Here is a 17052-nt window from a genome sequence, read left to right as displayed (position 1 = left end):
CTGAAATGTAATCTGGTCAGCTGAAATGTCGCCAATTGTGCCAGGTGGCGCTCCAGGGCCGCTCCAGGCCGCGGCACAACCACACCCGCATGCCCGCCTCCTCGTTCTCGATCCCGGCCCGGTTGCCGACCCGCCCCTTCTCCTCGCAGGTGGCGAACTGCCCGTCGCGCAGCCGCCTGCCGATGTTCATCAGGACCGCCACGTCCCCGCTCTCGGGCGGCGGCCCGTACTGCCAGAGCTGGTTGTGGCCCGCGTACACGCGCGGGACGCCCGCACGGGCGAGCGAGCCGTGCTCGCCGTAGTTGCCGGCGATCACCACGGCGCGGGCGCGCTCCTGCGGCGTGAGCGTGGACAGGACGTCGGTCACGGTGGCGTTCAGCTCCGGCCAGCCGACGGACTCGCGGGCCACCTCGTTGACCGCCGGCACCGGCGTCGAGGCCAGCACCGTCAGCGGGATCAGCGGCAGCGCGAACAGCGCGCACCCGGCGGTGTTGACGCCCAGCGACACCAGCGCGTCACGCCGCCGCCCGGCCGCCTCGGCGGCCACGCAGCCCGCCGCGAACAGCATCAGGACCAGCCCCGCCGAGTAGTCGAACCGGCCGCCGCTGATCAGCGTCAGCCCCGCCGCCACCGGGTAGGCGACGGCCAGCGCCCGCACCCGCCGGTCACGCCACAGCCGCACGAACCCGAACGCCGCCATCACCGCGACCACCGGCCCGAACAGGACGACCTGCATGGGCACGAACAGCGCCCGCATCTCCGCGCCCTTGTTCTCGCTGAGCGCCGCCGCCATCTCCAGCTGCGGCCACCCGTGGGTGATCTGGTAGACCAGGTTCGGCGCCGCCAGCACGGCCGCCACCAGCGCGCCCGCCCACAGCCACGGGCTCGCCAGCACCCGGCGCGGCCCGGCCGTGACCAGTCCGGCCGCCAGCCCCAGCACGAGCAGCACGATCAGGTGCTTGTTGTAGCTCGCCACCCCGATCACCGCGCCCGCCGCGAGCCACCAGCGCGGCTCCGCGCGCAGCAGCGCCCGCAGCACGAACAGGATCGCGCCCGACCACAGCGCCAGGTCGAAGCTCAGCGTCAGCAGCACGTGCCCGGCGATGAGCGTGAACGCGCCGCCCGCCGTGCCCAGCGCCGCCATCGTCTGCGCCGCCGCCCCGCCGCCGAGCTCGCGGGCGATCAGCGCCACCAGCACCACCAGCAGCGCCACCGCCAGCGCGGGCGGCACCCGCAGCGCGGTCAGCGTGTCGCCGAACACCCAGATGGCCAGCCGGGCCATCATCGGCGTCAGCGGCGGCTGGTCGACGTAGCCCCAGTCGGGGTGCTGTGACAGTACGCGGAAGTACAGCTCGTCACGGTGGTAGCCGTAGCCGCCGCTGACCGCCAGCAGAACGCCGGACAGCAGGACCGCGATCACGGTGATCGACCGCCACGCCAAGGGCCGCTCCATGACTGCCCAACCTAGATCCTTACGGCGCTCCTGTCAGGTGGTCCGGTATCCCACCTGTTCCAGCATGCCGACCAGATACGCCTTCATCTCGGCTGGTTCGCCGCCGTCGGGATGAAAGCCCAGGTGGTGCAGGATCGCCCCGTTGAGCAGTTGCTGGACGGCCGTCAGGTCGCGCTCGGGCGGCAGCCGCCCCGACTCGGCCGCCCGCCGCAGCGTCTCGCGCACCGCCGAGGCCCGCAGGCCTCCGTTGGCCGCCAGGTAGGCCGACAGCAGCTCCGGGTAGTCGTCCACCGACCCGTACAGGCGGCGCAGCAGGCGGCGGTGGCGCGGCACCGACAGGTAGGCCGCCCAGTCGGTCAGCATGTGGTCGACGTCGCGCCACTCGGGCGGCGGCTCCTCGTCGTGGTGGGCCGCCACGATCGCCCGGACCAGCAGCTCGGTCTTGCCGGGGAAGCGGCGGTAGACCGTGGCCCGGGTGACGCCTGCCTGCTGGGCCACCCGTTCGATGCTCGTCTCGCCCGCGCCGCGCTCGATGAGCAGGTCGAGCGCGGCGGCGAGGATGGCGGCGTCGGCCTCCTGGCTGCGCGGCCGCCCGGCCGGCCGCTGGACGCCGCTCACTCCCACGTCACCGGGAGCGCGTGGACGCCGTAGATGAGCATGTCGGTGCGCAGCGGCACCCGCTCCGGGGCCACCGCCAGGCGCAGCCCGGGGAAGCGCTCGAACAGCGCCGGCAGGCCCGCCAGCAGCTCGACGCGGGCGAGCTGCTGGCCCAGGCACTGGTGGATGCCGTGCCCGAACGCCAGATGGCCGCCCGCCGCGCGGCCCAGGTCGAGCAGGTCGGGCTCGGCGAAGCGGAGCGGGTCGCGGTTGGCCGCCTGGATCGACACCGTCACCGTCTCCCCGGCCCTGATCGTGTGGCCGTCCAGCTCGACGTCCTCCAGCGCCACCCGCAGCAGGAACGGGATGACGCTCAGGTAGCGCAGCAGCTCCTCGACGACCTCCGCCGGGTTCGTGCGCAGTGCCCGCGCGCGTGCGGCATCGGGGTCGGACAGCAGCGCGAACACGCCGAGCGCGAGCTGGTTGGCGGTCGTGTCGAGCCCGGCGCCGAGCAGCGTGAAGCCGACGCCGGCCAGCTCGTCGTCGGTCAGGTCACTGGCCGTCAGCCCGCTGAGCAGGTCGTCGGCCGGCGCCGCCCGCTTGGCCGTGACCAGCTCGCGCATCATCTCGCGCAGCTCCAGGTAGGCGGCGATCTGCTCCTCCCGCGTCACCTCCAGGCTGGACAGCGCCCGGGCCTGCCGCTGGAAGCGGTCGCGCCCGGAATCGGGCACGCCGAGCAGCTCGCAGATCACCAGGGCGGGCAGCGGCCCGGCGAACGCCGCCACCAGGTCGGCCTCCTTGCCGCCGGCCTCCATCGCGTCCAGCAGGCCGGTGGCGAGCTCCTCGGTGCGGCTGGTGAGCTGCCGCATGCGGCGCACGGTGAACTGGCCGGTGAGCAGGCGGCGGTAGCTGGTGTGGTCGGGCGGGTCCATGGAGGTGAACATGCCGGGCGGCGAGGGCTGCCCCGTCCCGCCGGCGGCCGGGCCGGGGACGGGGTGGTGGCGCAGCTCGGGCCGCGAGCTGAAGCGCGGGTCGGCCAGCACGGCGCGGGCCTGCGCGTGGCCGGTGACGAGCCAGCCCTCGTGGCCGTCGGGGTAGGCCAGCCGCGTGACGGGCCGCTCGGCGCGGATCTCCGCCAGCGCCTCGGGCGGGTCGAACGGGCTGGTCCGGGTGGTGGGCAGCGTGCCGATCATTCCAATACAGTACAACACTGTATTGTAAATGCAAGGCGTGTCGCATTGCGCGATCTTGATGGGACGGAGTAGCCTGTTCCCATGCGAAATCGCGCCCGGCTTCAGTGGTGGCGCCGCTCCTAGGCGGCGCGGGATTCGCATACCTCAAACGGACGGCCGCCCCGGTTGGCGGCCTTTGTCGTGTTCGCCCCGGGGCTTGTGACATTCAAAGGGGCAGCAGTGGAGACGAGCGGATATACCACCGCCGGGGGCGTCGGCGTCGAGCGCGAAGTGCGCGAGGTGTCCGAGGACGCGCTCGAAGAGATCGTGACCGCCCTCGGCGAGCGGCGCGGCGGCGCCTTCTCCTCGGGCATGGACTACCCGGGCCGCTACAGCCGATGGGCCTTCGGCTACGTCGACCCCTGCCTGGAGCTCGTCGCCAAGGGCCGCGTCATCTCGGCCAGGGCGCTCAACGAGCGCGGCCGCGTCGTGCTGCCCGCCGTCGCCTCCTGCCTGCTCGCCGCGGGCAAGCCCGTCGAGGAGCCCACCGCCGACCTCGTCCAGGTGCACGTCCCCGAATCGGAGGACCTGCTGCCCGAGGAGATGCGCAGCCGCCGCCCCACCGTCTTCACCGCCATCCGCGAGGTCATCGCCGCCTTCAAGGGCGACGACCCGCACCTCGGCCTCTACGGCGCCTTCGGCTACGACCTTGCCTTCCAGTTCGAGCCCATCAGGCAGCAGCTCGTCCGCCCCGACGACCAGCGCGACCTCGTCCTGCACCTGCCCGACCGGCTCGTCGTCATCGACCGGCAGCGCGAGACCTGCCGCGAGCTGCGCTACGAGTTCACCGTCGACGGCGCCACCACCCGCGGCCTGGAGCGCACCGGCGAGACCACGCCCGCCGTCGCCCCGGGCGAGCTGCCCCCCGACCCCGTCAAGGGCGAGTACGCCAAGGTCGTCGCCGCCGCCAAGGAACGTTTCAAGCGCGGCGACCTGTTCGAGGTCGTGCCCGGCCAGATCTTCCACGCCACCTGCACCGACCCCGCCGCCTTCTACCGGGGCCTGCGCAAGAGCAACCCCGCCCCGTACGAGTTCATCATCAGCCTCGGCGAGGGCGAGCACCTCGTCGGCGCCTCACCCGAGATGTACGTGCGCGTCAGCGGCGACCGTGTCGAGACCTGCCCCATCTCCGGCACCATCGCCCGCGGCAGCAACCCGGTCGAGGACGCCGAGGCGATCCGCACCCTCCTGTCCAGCGTCAAGGAGGAGTCGGAGCTGACCATGTGCACCGACGTCGACCGCAACGACAAGTCGCGCATCTGCGTCCCCGGCACCGTCAACGTCATCGGCCGCCGCCAGATCGAGCTCTACTCCCGCCTCATCCACACCGTCGACCACATCGAGGGCAGGCTGCGCCCCGAGTTCGACGCGCTCGACGCCTTCCTCACCCACATGTGGGCCGTCACCGTCACCGGCGCGCCCAAGACCTGGGCCATGCAGTTCATCGAGGACCACGAGGCCACCACCCGCCGCTGGTACGGCGGCGCCATCGGCTTCATCGGCTTCGACGGCTCCATGAACACCGGCCTCACCCTGCGCACCGCCCAGATCAAGGACGGCATCGCCATCGTCAGGGCCGGCGCCACACTGCTGTTCGACTCCGACCCCGAGGCCGAGGAGCGCGAGACCGAGCTCAAGGCCAGCGCCCTGCTCGGCGCGCTCGCCGCCGTCAACCGGCCCGGCGCCGAACCGGTCGCCGAGCCCAGGCCGCAGCCCGGCCAGGGCATGAAGGTGCTGCTCGTCGACCACGAGGACTCCTTCGTCAACACCCTCGCCGACTACTTCCGGCAGGACGGCGCCGACGTCGTCACCCTGCGCCACGGCTTCCCGCCCGCCATGATCGACGAGATCGGGCCCGACCTCGTCGTGCTCTCACCCGGCCCCGGCTGGCCGACCGACTTCGGCATGTCGGCGCTGATCGACCAGATCTACGCGCGCGACCTGCCCGTCTTCGGCGTCTGCCTCGGCCTGCAGGCCATGGTCGAGCACGCCGGCGGCTCCCTCGAACTGCTCGACTACCCCGAGCACGGCAAGCGCGGCCGCGTCTCCCGGCTCGGCGGCAGCGCCCTGCTCGACGGGCTCCCCGAGGAGTTCACCGCGGCCCGCTACCACTCGCTGCACGCCAAGGTGCCCGGGGTCGTCGGCTTCACCGCCACCGCCGTCACCCCCGACGGCAACGTGATGGCCCTGGAGGACACCGCCAACCGCCGCTTCGCCGTCCAGTTCCACCCCGAGTCCATCCTCACCGCCGAAGGGGGCGCGGGCGCGAAGATCATCGCCAACGTGCTGCGGCTTTCCCGCAGGTGAGGCCCTTTCGTCGGTAAAACGTCCACGGGGGCGTGCGGAGAACGCCTAGAGTTCCCCGCATGCTCCCCGTAGACCTGCCGGACACGGTGCGTGAGGCCCTGCTCGCCCCGCTCGTCGACCACGCCTGCCACGGGGTGCGCCGCGACGAGCTGTCCCGGGCCCGCTTCGAGCTGCTGATCAACGACGACACCAGCCCCGCGCCGCCCGGCACCACCCACTTCGACACCCCCGCCGGCGCCGCCATCCGCCGCTGGTGCGCCCCCGTCCTCGGCCTCGAACCCCACGCCGCCCCCTCCCTCTACCTCGCCCGCCGGGCCGAGCTCGGGCCCGCCGAAGCCAACCGGCTGCTCCTGCGCGCCGCCGGCATCGTCGCCTTCCTCGTCGAGAGCGGTGCCGAGAACCTCGGCCTGCTCACCGCCGGCGAGATGGGCCGCGCCGGCGCCGCCGCCGCCGACGAGATCCTCCGCGTCGAACACGTCGAACAGGACGTCGCCGAGACCGCGAGCGTCGCCCTCGACTACCTCGACAGCCTCGCCGACGAGCTCGCCGCCCGCGCCGGCCGCGCCGTCGGGCTCAAGACGACCGCCGCCGCCCGCCTCGGCCTCGCCTTCGAACCCGCCCGGCCCAGCCGCGGCTCCGTCATCGCCGCCGCCAACCGCCGCCTGTCCGACCCCAAACAGCCGCTCACCGAGCCGGTGCTGCTGCGCCACCTGCTCTGGACCGCCGCCGACCTGGCCCGCGAACGCGGCCTGCCCCTGCAGTTCCACACCGGCGCCGCCGACGCCGGCACCCCCCTGCGCGGCGCCGACCCGGCCGCGCTCACCGGCTTCATCCGCGCCCTCCAGCCCACCGGCGTGCCGGTCGTCCTCCTCAACTGCTACCCCTACCAGCGGCACGCCGGTCACCTCGCGCACGTCTTCCCGCACGTCTACCTCGACGCCGGCCCCGCCCTCGCCCGCACCGCCTCCGGCTCCGGCCGCGTCCTCGCCGACCTGCTCGAACTCGCCCCCTTCCACAAGATCCTGTACGGGTCGGGCACCCGGGGCGTCGCCGAGACCTGCCTGCTCTCGGCCGTCTACTTCCGCCTCGGCCTCGCCCGCGCCCTCAAGGAGCGCCTGGACGACGGCGAATGGAGCCCCGCCGACGCCGCCCGGATCGCCTCCATGATCGGCTCCGGCAACGCCCGCCGCATCTACCGCCTCTAACCCCACCCGCAGGCCCCCAGCCCGAGGCCCCAGCCCGAGGCCCCCAGCCCGAGGCCCCAGCCCAGGCCCCGCCCGCCCCCCAGGCCCCCGCCCCAGCCAGGGCCCCGCCCCAACCCCAGGGCCCCGCCCCAACCCAGGGCCCCGCCACACCGCGTCCGCCGCACCCCAGCCCGCCACACCCAGGTGGGTCCACCCGGGAGAGAGGCCGCCCCGCGGTACGCCTGCCCGGGGCCTGTGCCCGTGAAAGGCGCCTGCGGGGGCCGCGCCCGTGAGGAAGCTGGGCGGGGAAGTGCGCTCCCGTGCGGGGCGCGGGTGCGGTGGGGCGGTTTGGTGAGGGGAATTTCCCAATTTGGGTGATCGAATCGTTATTTGTCTGACCGTCAAGGGCGCGGTCATGATCGAGGGCGCCAGACCCCTACGCCACACCTGGAGGTGTCGTGTCCTGGCGTCCCATCACTCTCCTGGTCGCGCTGACCGTCGCGCTGGCCGTACCCGGAACGGCGCACGCCGACGATCCGCCGCCGCCCGCGGTGGAGCCGCGCGCCGGCACCGAGGCTCCCGCCGAGGTGAGCGGGCTCGCCGAGCCCGCCGCGGCGGGGGACCCGGTGGCCGCGGCCAAGGCGCACCTGGCCGATCCGCGGTATCACCTGGATCCCACCGACCTGGTGCACTTACGCACGGTCAAGGATGGCAAGGACGAGACGGTCAGGTTCGCCCAGCGCTACCGGAACCTGCCGGTGCTGGGCGGCCAGTACCTGGTCCGCTTCCGCACCGAGAACGGCGTGCGGACGGTCACCGGGGCGGGCGGCCGGTTCCTCACCGAGCTGAAGGTCGACCCGGTCCCCACGGTCGGCGCGGAGCTGGCCGGTCGGCTGGCGGTCGCCACGCTGGTCCGCGACCGGACGGACCGGCGGACCGTGAAGGCCGGCGCGGGCGAGCTGGTCGTGGTGCCGCGCGGCGCCGGCGTGCTGGCCTGGCGGGTGCCGCTCAGCGGTGTGACGGCCGGGCGCCCGTTCGTGCGCGACGCGTACGTGGACGCCCGTTCCGGCCGCCCGCTGTTCGCGGTGGACCGGCTGCACTTCGCGGCCCCCGAGGGGCCGGTGGAGGCGAGCGGCGCGACCTCGGACGGCCGCGAGGTGACGTTCCCCGCCTTCCGGCGCGCCGACGGCGCGCACGAGCTGCGTGACCGCTCCCGCCCGATGTGGAACGGGACCACCGGCGAGATCCTCACCTACGACGCCGCGGGCCGGGACGTCACCGAGTTCCTCGGCGGCGGCGTCCCGGCGGACGCGAAGCTCGCCGAGTCGGCCACCGCGCGGTTCGGCCCGCAGCACACCGCCAGCGGCGCGGTGGACGCCCACTGGGGCGCGGGCCAGGTGTACGCGTTCTACCGCGGCCTGGGCCGTGACGGGCTCGACGGCGCGGGCGGCAGCATGTACTCGGTCGTCAACGTCACCTTCGAGGGCCAGCCGTTCGCCAACGCGTTCTGGGACGGCACCAAGATGGTCTACGGCGGCGGCGGGCCCGACTACCACTCGTTCGCGGCGGGCCTGGACGTCGTCGGCCACGAGATGACCCACGGCGTCATCACCAACAGCGCCGACCTGGTCTACCTGGGCCAGTCGGGTGCGATGAACGAGGGCCTGGCCGACTACTTCGGCAACGCCGTGGAGGTCGACGCGCTCGGCGTCCCCATGTCCGACCCGGACGCGAGCCTGCTGGGCGAGCGGCTGTGCAAGACGCTGCCGCCGGCCCAGTGCGCGATCCGCGACCTGGACGACGGCCGCGACGCCACCGAGGACTACATCGGCGTGACCGTGAGCCTGGACGGCGGCGGCGTGCACCTCAACTCGACGATCTTCTCCGGCGCGCTGTGGGACATCCGGGAGAAGATCGGCGGAGCCAAGGCCGACAAGCTCGTCTACAAGGCGCTGACGGAGTACATGACGCCGCTGGACGAGTTCCTGGACGGCCGCCGCGCCGTGGAGTCGGCCGCCCGCGCGGCGGGCCTGCCGGCGCGTGACCGGCTGGCCGTGGCGCTGGCGTTCGACCGGCACGGCATCAAGCCGGGCTGGGACCGGCGCATCCGCACCGACAGCCGCGTCGTCGCCGACGGGCTGACGGAGGCGTTCTTCGCCCCGGACCTGGCCGGCGGCCGCTACGTGGTGATGAACAACAGCGCCTCCGCGGATGAGCCCAGCTCCGTCCACACCGGCCGGCTGCGCGGCGGCGCCCTGGTCAGGCTGTCGCAGAACGCCGAGTGGAACTACATCCCCGTCACCGACGGCGAGCGGGCCGTGTGGGGGTCCTTCGACGACGCCCAGACCCGATTCCGCATCCTGTCGAGGCCGCTGGACGGCGGCGCCCCCGAGACGACGGTGCACGAGACGACCGGCTACCTCGTGCAGCTGGCCGTCGAGGGCGACGTCGTCGCCTGGGAGGAGCAGGACCTGGCCACGCAGCGCAGCGAGATCTGGGTCAAGCGCGGCGGCGCGGCGCCGGTCCTGGTCACCGCCGCCGAGGACGTGACCGGCGTGTTCCCGTCGCTGAAGGACGGCAGGCTCGGCTACGTCCGCGTGCGCGGCGCGGAGCGCGTCCCGGCCGTGTACGACGTGGCGAGCGGGAGGGAGACGGTGCTGCCGGTGCCCGGCTCGCGGGCCGGCATGCTGGTGCTGACCTCCCGGTACGCCGTCTGGACGCACAACGAGGACGGCGACTACACCGCCGGCCTGAGCCGGGCGGGCCTGGACGGCACGGGCGTGACCACGCTCGTCCCGGACGGACCCGACGCGCCGATGTCCTACTGGCTCGACGCCGGCGACGGCTACGTGACGATCGCCGAGCAGATGGGCTTCGGCCTGACGAACGACGACCTGCCCAAGCTGTTCCAGCTGCCGATCGCGGGCGGCGAGCTGGAAAGGGTCTCGTGCAACCGCGGCGACCAGTACCTGTTCGCCTCCGGCGAGGACCGGCAGGTGCTGTGGCTGGACGGCACCGCGGCCGACACCGACCTGGTCACCCGCCACCGGCCGGCCGGCCGCTGCTGACGGGCTGACCTGGTCCACGTCCGCCCGCCGCGCTCCGGAGGGGGGCGCGGCGGGCGTACGATGGCGGGCGGCCTGTGTCGAGACGAAGGGGGATCCTCGAGTGCGGTTTCTGGACGACGTGACGGTGGAGCTGGTCAAGCACAGCGCGTCCGACACCGACGTGCTGTGGGCGGCGCGCGTGTCCACGGCCGGCGAGCAGTCGCTGGCGGAGCTGGAGAAGGACCCCGAGCGGTCCAAGGGGCTGATCAACTATCTGATGCGCGACCGGCACGGCAGCCCGTTCGAGCACAACTCCATGACCTTCTTCGTCAGCGCGCCGATCTTCGTCTTCCGCGAGTTCCAGCGCCACCGGGTGGGCTGGTCCTACAACGAGGAGAGCGGCCGCTACCGCGAGCTGCAGCCGTCCTTCTACGTGCCGGGGGAGGACCGCAAGCTGGTGCAGGAGGGCAAGCCGGGCCGCTACGTGTTCGTCGACGGCACCGCCGAGCAGCACAAGCTCGTCACGCAGCGGATGGAGGAGTCCTACCGCCAGTCCTACGCCGCCTACGAGGAGATGCTGGAGGCCGGCATCGCCCGCGAGGTGGCCCGCGCGGTGCTGCCGGTCGGCCTGTTCTCCACCATGTACGCCACCTGCAACGCCCGCTCGCTCATGCACTTCCTGTCGCTGCGCACGCAGCACGAGCAGGCCCGGGTCAAGTCGTTCCCGCAGCGGGAGATCGAGATGGTGGCCGAGCGGATGGAGGCGGTGTGGGCGGAGCTCATGCCCCTGACCCACGCCGCCTTCGTCGCCAACGGCCGCGTCGCCCCGTAGGCGGGCTCAGGCCAGGGCGGGCAGGACGTAGACCTCGGCGCCCGGCGGCAGCGCGCAGTCGAGGCCGCCGAGGCCGCGGGAGTTCTCGCCGCACACGATCATGCTGATGTGGCGGCGGATGCGCCCGTAGTCGTCGCGGATCCGCTCCTCCAGCAGCGGATGGGTGCGGCGCAGCATGTCGAGTGCCGAGCCCAGCGTGGGCGGCGACTCATGGTCGGCGCCCACCGCGAACACCTTCACCTCGGTACGGCCGCTGACCCAGCGCCGCAGCGAGGCGGGCAGCACGAAGACCACCATGGTCACGGACTTGGCCATGGATCACAGCACCGCCGCGCGCACGGTCAGCACGTCGGGCAGGTGCCGGGCGACCGGCTCCCAGGTCTCGCCGGCGTCGCGCGAGCCGTGCACCTCGCCGTCGCGGGTGCCGAAGAACAGCCCGGCCTCGGAGAACGTCATCGCGTCGCGCAGCACGGTCGCGTAGACCGGCCCCTCGGGCAGGCCGCGCTCCAGCGGGCGCCAGGCGCCGCCCGCGTCGTCGCTGCGGTAGAGGCGGTAGCGGTGATCGACGGGCGTGCGGTCCACGTCGGCGTGCAGCGGCAGCACGTACACGCTGTCGGGCTCGGCGGGGTGGGTCACGATCGGGAAGCCGAAGTCCGACGGCAGCGCCGAGCCGATGTCGTGCCAGGTGCCGCCGAAGTCGTCGCTGCGGTAGACGCCGAAGTGGTGCTGCAGGAAGAGGCGGCCGGGCTGGGACGGGTGCATGGCGACCTTGTGCACGCACTGCCCGAACTCGGGGTACTGCTGGCCTTCGGGCAGGAACGGCGCGCGGATGCCCTGGTTGGCGGCCTCCCAGGTGAGGCCGCCGTCGGCGGTGCGGTAGAAGCCGGCGGCCGAGACGGCGATCGCCATCACGCGCGGGTCGGACGGGTGGCAGACGATCGTGTGCAGGCACAGCCCGCCGCCGCCCGGCTGCCACTGCGGGCGGTGCGGGTGCTCCCACAGGCCCTCGACGAGGCTGTAGGTGACGCCGCCGTCCTCGGACCTGAACAGCGCGGCCGGCTCGGCGCCCGCCCAGACCACGCCGGGCTCCGACGGCGACGGGGTGAGCTGCCAGACCCGCGTGAGCGTCGCCCCGGTGTCGTCCGGGAAGACGACCGGCGGCCGGTCGGCCTCCTGCCAGGTCTTGCCGAGGTCGTCGGAGTAGAGCACCGACGGGCCGAAGTGGCCGTACTCGATGCCCGCGAGCAGGCGGGGGGTCGTGCCGCGGGTGTCGATCGCCACCGCGTGCACCGCGACCGTGGAGAACTGGATCGGCTCGATCTCGAACGCGCTCCCGCCGGAGGAGCGGGCGAGGAACAGGCCCTTGCGGGTGCCGATCGCGAGCATTGCGTCAGTCATGGCATCGCTCCCATGTTCGCTTCCGGCCATCGTGCCACGTGGTTCCCTGCCGTGCGCGGGCACTGGCGAGGACTGGGCGATTTGCCGCACGATTACCCAGGAGGTAATCGAGACACTTCCCGCGAAGCGCTACGGTGCCAGACATGGGAGCCATTGCTATACAAGATGAGACTTTTGGTGATTTGTTGCGCTCGTGGCGGCAGCGGCGCCGGGTGAGCCAGCTCGACCTGGCGATCGAGGCGGACGTCTCCTCCCGGCACGTGAGCTTCCTGGAGACCGGGCGGGCCAGGCCGAGCCGCGAGATGGTCATGCGCCTGGCCGAGGAGCTGGAGGTGCCGCTGCGCCACCGCAACCGGCTGCTGGTCGCCGCCGGCTTCGCGCCGGTGTTCCCCGAGCGCGAGGTGCGCGCGCCGGAGATGGAGTCCGTACGGCTGGCGCTCGACAAGATCCTGGCCGGGCACGAGCCGTACCCGGCGCTGGTCGTGGACGCGAACTGGGACCTGGTGGCCGCCAACGCCGCGGCCGCGATGTTCATGGCGGGCGCGCCGGCGGAGCTGCTGACCGAGCCGGTCAACGTGATGCGCCTGTCGCTGCACCCCGACGCGATGGGCGGCAGGCTGGTCAACCTGCCCGAGGTGCGCGCCCACCTGCTGCACCAGCTGCGCAGGCAGGCCGAGATGTCGGGCAGCGGGCGGCTCGCCGAGCTGCACGACGAGCTCGCCGCCTACACCTACCCGGGCGTGGACCTCAACGTGGTGCGCGCGCCCGGGCCGGCCGACATCCTGATCCCGCTGCGCATCCGGGACGGCGACCGGGTGCTGTCGATGTTCACCACGATCGCCACCTTCGGCACGCCGGTGGACGTGACGGTCTCCGAGCTGGCCATCGAGACGTTCTGGCCGAACGACGAGGAGACCGCCGCCGCCTTCAGGTGACGCTCAGGCGATCCACCCCTCCCCGTGCACCACGTCGCGGTGGATGCGCGACAGCGGCACGCCGTCGCCCTGCAGCCGCCGGACCGTCTCGTTCACCATCGGGGGCGGGCCGCACACGTACACCTCGTGCTCGGCCCAGGAGTGGAAGCGCTGCGCGACCTCGGGCAGCCGCCCGCGCAGCCCGTCGTAGCCCGGCTCGTCCGACACCACCGGCAGCACCCGCAGCCACGGGTACGACGCCTCCATCCTGATCAGGTCGGGCAGGTCGTACAGCTCGCCGGAGGTCCGGGCGCCGTACAGCAGGTGGACGCCGCGGCGGCCGCCGGAGGCGATCACCTGCTCGATGATCGCCTTCAGCGGCGCCAGGCCGGTGCCGCCCGCCACGAACAGCAGGTCGCGCGTGCCCTCGCCGGGCGGCGCCAGCGTGCCCATCGGCGGCCCCAGCATGACGGTGTCGCCGATGCGGGTGTCGCGGTTGAGCGTGGTCGAGACCCAGCCGCCGGGGACCGAGCGCACGTGCAGGCGGACGGTGTTGTCGGGACGCGGCGCGTTGGCGATGCTGAACGTCCGCCACACCCGGGGCCAGCGCGCGGTCTGCACGTTGACGTACTGCCCGGCGGTGAACGGGAGGTGCTGCGTGGGCCGCAGCGTGACGACCGCGATGTCGGGGCGGCGGCGTTCGTGGTCGACGACCTCCGCCAGCCACCACGCGGGTGACATCCCGGCGTCGGCCTCGGCCGACTCGATCATGAGCGTGGCGGCCGCCTCGTAGGCGGCGACCCAGGCGGCCTCGATCTCGGCGGTCCAGACGGCGGCGGCGAAGCGCCGCACGGTGGCCAGCAGAGCCGAGCCGATGGCGCTGTAGTGGTCGGCGACGACGCCGTACTTGCGATGGTCCCTCCCTAGTTGCCCCAGGTATGACGCCATGCTGTCCGGGCTGTCCAGGCTCCACACGATGCGGGTCAGCGCATGGAAGAGCCGGTCCCGCTGCACGTCCATCGAGGGCGGGAACATGCCCCTCAGGTGCGGGTTCTCGGCGAACAGGCGGCCGTAGAAGTAGGCGGCCGCCTTGCCGGCCACCGGTTCGATGATGGAGAAGCTCTCTTTGACCAGGCGCGGATTCAACGACATATACCCAACCCGTCCTATTGACCGGAAACGCATTCCGGTCGTGTCGTCCCACCTCCCTGACGGCTCCGGGTGACGAGCGTCCGGAGTACCCCGGCACGTCCGATCGCTCGAAATCTAGTGTTACACCACCTCCTGGACCTCACAACCGATTCACCCCAATGAGGTGCGGATCTGAACTATCCGTAACTGGAGGGTTATTAGCAGCATTCAGCGTCAATGGGATTTAGGTCGGTAAATGTGAATGATAATTCTCTTCATATCTCCCCTCCCAAGTGCGGCGCGAGAGTGCCGCCGGACCCGGAGAACGTCAGACGGGCAGGAGCGAGGAGATCTGTGGGAGAAGCGACATAGGCGAAATGGAGTGCGCCATGATGGGCCTGTGGCTGCCGCGACCGGCGACGCCACACCGGAGAGAGCGCCCCCTGGAGATCGCCATGTCCCGACCGCTGATTGGCATCACCGCCTACTTCGAAGCCGCCCGCTGGGACGTCTGGGTACGCGAGGCCGTGCTCTCACCACCGGCCTACGCCAAGGCCGTCGAACGGGCCGGCGGCGCGCCCGTGGTGCTGCCCCCGCTCACCCCCCACGCGGCCGACGACTACGTACGCGGCCTGCGCGGCGTGGTGCTGACCGGCGGCGTCGAGGTCGCCGCGTCGGCCTACGGGGACGAGCAGGACGAGCGCGCCCCCGCCCCCCAGCCGCAGCGCGACCGCTTCGAGCTCGCCCTGGCCCGGGCGGCCGTGCGGGCCGACGTGCCGGTCCTCGGCATCGCCCGCGGCATGCACGTGCTCAACGTCGCCCAGGGCGGCACCCTCATCCCGTGGCTGCCGGAGATGCTGGAGAGCGACCGCCACGGCGAGGCAGGCGCCCGCCACCGCATCCAGGTCAGCGTCTCCAGCAAGCTCGGCAAGGCGGTCGGCGACCACGTCGAGGTCGTCGCCCCGCACACCCAGTCGGTGCGCCGCCTGGGCACCGGCCTGCTGGCCGTCGCCTGGGCCGAGGACCAGGTCGTCGAGGGCGTCGAACTGCAGGGCCACCGCTTCGCCGTCGGCGTGCAGTGGCACCCCGAACGCGGCGACGACAACGGCCTGTTCGATGCGCTCGTGGAAGCGGCCCGCTAGGCTTCGGATCATGCCGCTGCACCCCCAGGCGCAGGCTTACGTCGCCGCCTATCCGTCGGACCTCAACACCGACCTGGCCACGCTCGACCTGGAGAAGATCCACGAGCTGCGGGCCGTCGACGGGTTCGCCGAGCAGCGCGGGCCGCTGCCGCAGCTGCCGTTCGTCCGCGACGAGACGGCCGAGGACGTGCCGATCCGCATCTACCGCGCCGACCGGGGCGACGAGCCGCTGCCCGTGCTCGTCTACTTCCACGGCGGCGGCTGGGTGTTCGGCAGCGTCAAGCGCAACGACGCCCTCGGCCGCGACCTCGCCATCCGCACCGGCGCGGTCGTCGTCTCGGTCGACTACCGGCTCGCCCCCGAGCACCCGTTCCCGGCGGCGGCCGACGACGCCTGGACCGTGCTGCGCGACATCTTCGCCCGGCCCGCCTTCTACCAGAGCACCGGCAGCGTGGCGGTGATCGGCGACAGCGCGGGCGGCAACCTGGCCGCCGTGGCCGCCTGGCAGGCCCGCGACGCCGGGCTGCGGCTGGCCCACCAGGTCCTCGTCTACCCGGTCCTCGACGCCGCCCTCGACACCCCCAGCTACCGCGAGTTCGCCAAGGGCTACGGCCTCGACGCCGCCGAGATGGACTGGTACGTGCGGCAGTACGCCGGCGACGCCGGCGACGTCGACCGTGCCGACCCGCGCCTGGCGCCGCTGCGGCTGGAGTCGGCGGCCGGGCTGCCGCCCGCCACCGTGGTCACGGCGGGCTGCGACGTGCTGCGCGACGAGGGCGAGCGCTACGGCGAACGGCTGGCCGAGGCGGGCGTGCCGGTCGAGGTGCGCCGCTTCGAGGGCGCGGTGCACGGCTTCTTCGGCCTGCCGCGCCTGTTCGACCAGGCCGCCGAGGCCCGCGACTACGTGGCCGGGCGGCTGAGGGAGTTCCTGTGACCTACGAGCGGCTCATCACCGACACGCCCGCCGACGGGGTCCTGCGCGTCACGATCAGCGCGCCCGGCAGGCTCAACGCCGTCGACGCCACCGGCCACCGCGAGCTGGCCGGGATCTGGCGCGACATCGACGGCGACGACTCCGTGCGCGCCGTCGTGGTGCGCGGCGAGGGCGAGGCGTTCTCCGCCGGCGGCGACCTGTCGATGATCGAGGACATGACCCGCGACCACGCCACCCGGATGCGCGTGTTCGCCGAGGCCCGCGACCTCGTCTACAACGTGATCAACTGCTCCAAGCCGATCGTCTCCGCCATCCAGGGCCCCGCCGTCGGCGCCGGGCTCGCCGTCGCCCTGCTGGCCGACATCTCCGTCGCCGGCCGCACCGCGCGCGTCATCGACGGCCACACCCGGCTCGGCGTCGCCGCCGGAGACCACGCCGCGATCGTCTGGCCGCTGCTGTGCGGGCTGGCCAAGGCCAAATACCACCTGCTGCTGTGCGAGCCCGTCACCGGCGAGCAGGCCGAGCGGATGGGCCTGGTCAGCCTCTGCGTCGACGACGACGAGGTGCACGAGACCGCCCTCGGCCTCGCCGTCCGGCTCGCCGCCGGCGCCCAGGAGGCCGTCCGGCTCACCAAGTACGCGCTCAACAACTGGCTGCGCCTGGCCGGGCCGTCCTTCGACGCCTCGCTGGCCATGGAGTTCCTCGGCTTCACCGGCCCCGACGTGGCCGAAGGCGTCCGCGCGCTGCGCGAGAAGCGTCCCCCGTCCTTCGGCTGAACAAGTGGTTTCGCCCCCGCCCCGCGGGTAGGCGGAGAGCGGAGCGGGGCGACAGACCCAGGGCCTGTCTGCCGGGGCCGAGAACGCCGCCCGGGGGGACGAAGC

Annotated in this window: 14 protein-coding genes; 8 read left to right on the top strand and 6 right to left on the bottom strand. The window is 72.9% G+C overall.

The features are described 5' to 3' along the window. Positions 1-16 precede the first annotated feature (16 nt). The 3 genes from AB0J53_RS30955 to AB0J53_RS30945 are packed head-to-tail and all read right to left on the bottom strand — an operon-like array spanning position 17 to position 3243. On the bottom strand, positions 17-1453 hold the full coding sequence (locus AB0J53_RS30955; RefSeq protein WP_364179010.1) for a glycosyltransferase family 39 protein: 1437 nt from the start codon (positions 1451-1453) through the stop codon (positions 17-19). Positions 1454-1486: 33 nt separating this feature from the next. Next, entirely contained in the window at positions 1487-2071 is a 585-nt protein-coding gene (locus AB0J53_RS30950) for a TetR/AcrR family transcriptional regulator (protein ID WP_219513774.1), read from the bottom strand. Next, entirely contained in the window at positions 2068-3243 is a 1176-nt protein-coding gene (locus tag AB0J53_RS30945) for a cytochrome P450 (protein WP_364179008.1), read from the bottom strand. Before AB0J53_RS30945 ends, AB0J53_RS30950 begins: the two co-directional genes overlap by 4 nt. Positions 3244-3462: 219 nt before the next feature. Here AB0J53_RS30945 and AB0J53_RS30940 point away from each other — a divergent pair, with 219 nt between their 5' ends. The 4 genes from AB0J53_RS30940 to thyX all read left to right on the top strand — a co-directional run bounded on the left by AB0J53_RS30940 (position 3463) and on the right by thyX (position 10652). Beyond that, positions 3463-5589, top strand: coding sequence for an anthranilate synthase component I (locus AB0J53_RS30940; protein ID WP_364179006.1), 2127 nt, complete (start codon positions 3463-3465; stop codon positions 5587-5589). 59 nt (positions 5590-5648) lie between these two features. Continuing rightward, positions 5649-6794, top strand: a complete 1146-nt coding sequence (locus AB0J53_RS30935) for an amidohydrolase family protein (RefSeq protein ID WP_364179004.1) — start codon at positions 5649-5651, stop codon at positions 6792-6794. Between the two features lie 437 nt (positions 6795-7231). Then, positions 7232-9841: a M4 family metallopeptidase gene (locus AB0J53_RS30930; RefSeq protein WP_364179002.1), complete on the top strand. Its 2610-nt coding sequence runs from the start codon at positions 7232-7234 to the stop codon at positions 9839-9841. Positions 9842-9941: 100 nt separating this feature from the next. Continuing rightward, positions 9942-10652, top strand: coding sequence for an FAD-dependent thymidylate synthase (gene thyX, locus AB0J53_RS30925; protein WP_219510481.1), 711 nt, complete (start codon positions 9942-9944; stop codon positions 10650-10652). Between the two features lie 6 nt (positions 10653-10658). Here thyX and AB0J53_RS30920 read toward each other — a convergent pair whose 3' ends face one another. Both AB0J53_RS30920 and AB0J53_RS30915 read right to left on the bottom strand, forming a co-directional pair. Further along, a complete protein-coding gene (locus AB0J53_RS30920; protein WP_053174846.1) occupies positions 10659-10967 on the bottom strand; it encodes a hypothetical protein in 309 nt (102 codons plus the stop codon). Positions 10968-10970: 3 nt separating this feature from the next. Further along, positions 10971-12050, bottom strand: a complete 1080-nt coding sequence (locus AB0J53_RS30915; RefSeq protein WP_364178999.1) for an exo-alpha-sialidase — start codon at positions 12048-12050, stop codon at positions 10971-10973. A gap of 185 nt (positions 12051-12235) precedes the next feature. On the opposite strand from AB0J53_RS30915, the gene AB0J53_RS30910 reads away from it, so the two are divergent. Further along, positions 12236-12985 (top strand): helix-turn-helix transcriptional regulator, encoded by a 750-nt coding sequence (locus AB0J53_RS30910; RefSeq protein WP_364178997.1) that lies wholly within the window; start codon positions 12236-12238, stop codon positions 12983-12985. A 3-nt stretch (positions 12986-12988) separates the two neighbouring features. On the opposite strand, the gene AB0J53_RS30905 is transcribed toward AB0J53_RS30910, so the two are convergent. Continuing rightward, positions 12989-14116 carry a globin domain-containing protein gene (locus tag AB0J53_RS30905; RefSeq protein WP_364178995.1) on the bottom strand — a complete coding sequence of 376 codons (1128 nt, stop codon included), beginning with the start codon at positions 14114-14116 and terminating at the stop codon, positions 12989-12991. Positions 14117-14550: 434 nt separating this feature from the next. On the opposite strand from AB0J53_RS30905, the gene AB0J53_RS30900 reads away from it, so the two are divergent. Genes AB0J53_RS30900 through AB0J53_RS30890 form a run of 3 tightly spaced genes read left to right on the top strand, consistent with a single transcriptional unit; the run spans position 14551 to position 16947 of the window. Continuing rightward, on the top strand, positions 14551-15237 hold the full coding sequence (locus AB0J53_RS30900) for a gamma-glutamyl-gamma-aminobutyrate hydrolase family protein (RefSeq protein WP_364178993.1): 687 nt from the start codon (positions 14551-14553) through the stop codon (positions 15235-15237). A gap of 10 nt (positions 15238-15247) precedes the next feature. Further along, complete coding sequence (locus AB0J53_RS30895; protein WP_364178992.1) at positions 15248-16171, top strand: alpha/beta hydrolase; 924 nt, start codon at positions 15248-15250, stop codon at positions 16169-16171. Then, entirely contained in the window at positions 16168-16947 is a 780-nt protein-coding gene (locus tag AB0J53_RS30890; protein ID WP_364178990.1) for an enoyl-CoA hydratase/isomerase family protein, read from the top strand. Before AB0J53_RS30895 ends, AB0J53_RS30890 begins: the two co-directional genes overlap by 4 nt. Positions 16948-17052: the final 105 nt, after the last annotated feature.

This window comes from Nonomuraea sp. NPDC049725, from assembly GCF_040674795.1.
Taxonomy (GTDB): domain Bacteria; phylum Actinomycetota; class Actinomycetes; order Streptosporangiales; family Streptosporangiaceae; genus Nonomuraea; species Nonomuraea ceibae.
This window is presented reverse-complemented; position numbering and strand designations above follow the sequence as displayed.

Bases quoted from the DNA above. Each gene is read 5' to 3' on its own strand.
- AB0J53_RS30915 (WP_364178999.1), bottom strand. From the start codon at position 12,050: ATGACTGACGCAATGCTCGCGATCGGCACCCGCAAGGGCCTGTTCCTC.
- AB0J53_RS30935 (WP_364179004.1), top strand. From the start codon at position 5,649: ATGCTCCCCGTAGACCTGCCGGACACGGTGCGTGAGGCCCTGCTCGCC.
- AB0J53_RS30955 (WP_364179010.1), bottom strand. From the start codon at position 1,453: ATGGAGCGGCCCTTGGCGTGGCGGTCGATCACCGTGATCGCGGTCCTG.
- AB0J53_RS30905 (WP_364178995.1), bottom strand. From the start codon at position 14,116: ATGTCGTTGAATCCGCGCCTGGTCAAAGAGAGCTTCTCCATCATCGAA.
- AB0J53_RS30945 (WP_364179008.1), bottom strand. From the start codon at position 3,243: ATGATCGGCACGCTGCCCACCACCCGGACCAGCCCGTTCGACCCGCCC.
- AB0J53_RS30920 (WP_053174846.1), bottom strand. From the start codon at position 10,967: ATGGCCAAGTCCGTGACCATGGTGGTCTTCGTGCTGCCCGCCTCGCTG.
- AB0J53_RS30895 (WP_364178992.1), top strand. From the start codon at position 15,248: ATGCCGCTGCACCCCCAGGCGCAGGCTTACGTCGCCGCCTATCCGTCG.
- AB0J53_RS30900 (WP_364178993.1), top strand. From the start codon at position 14,551: ATGTCCCGACCGCTGATTGGCATCACCGCCTACTTCGAAGCCGCCCGC.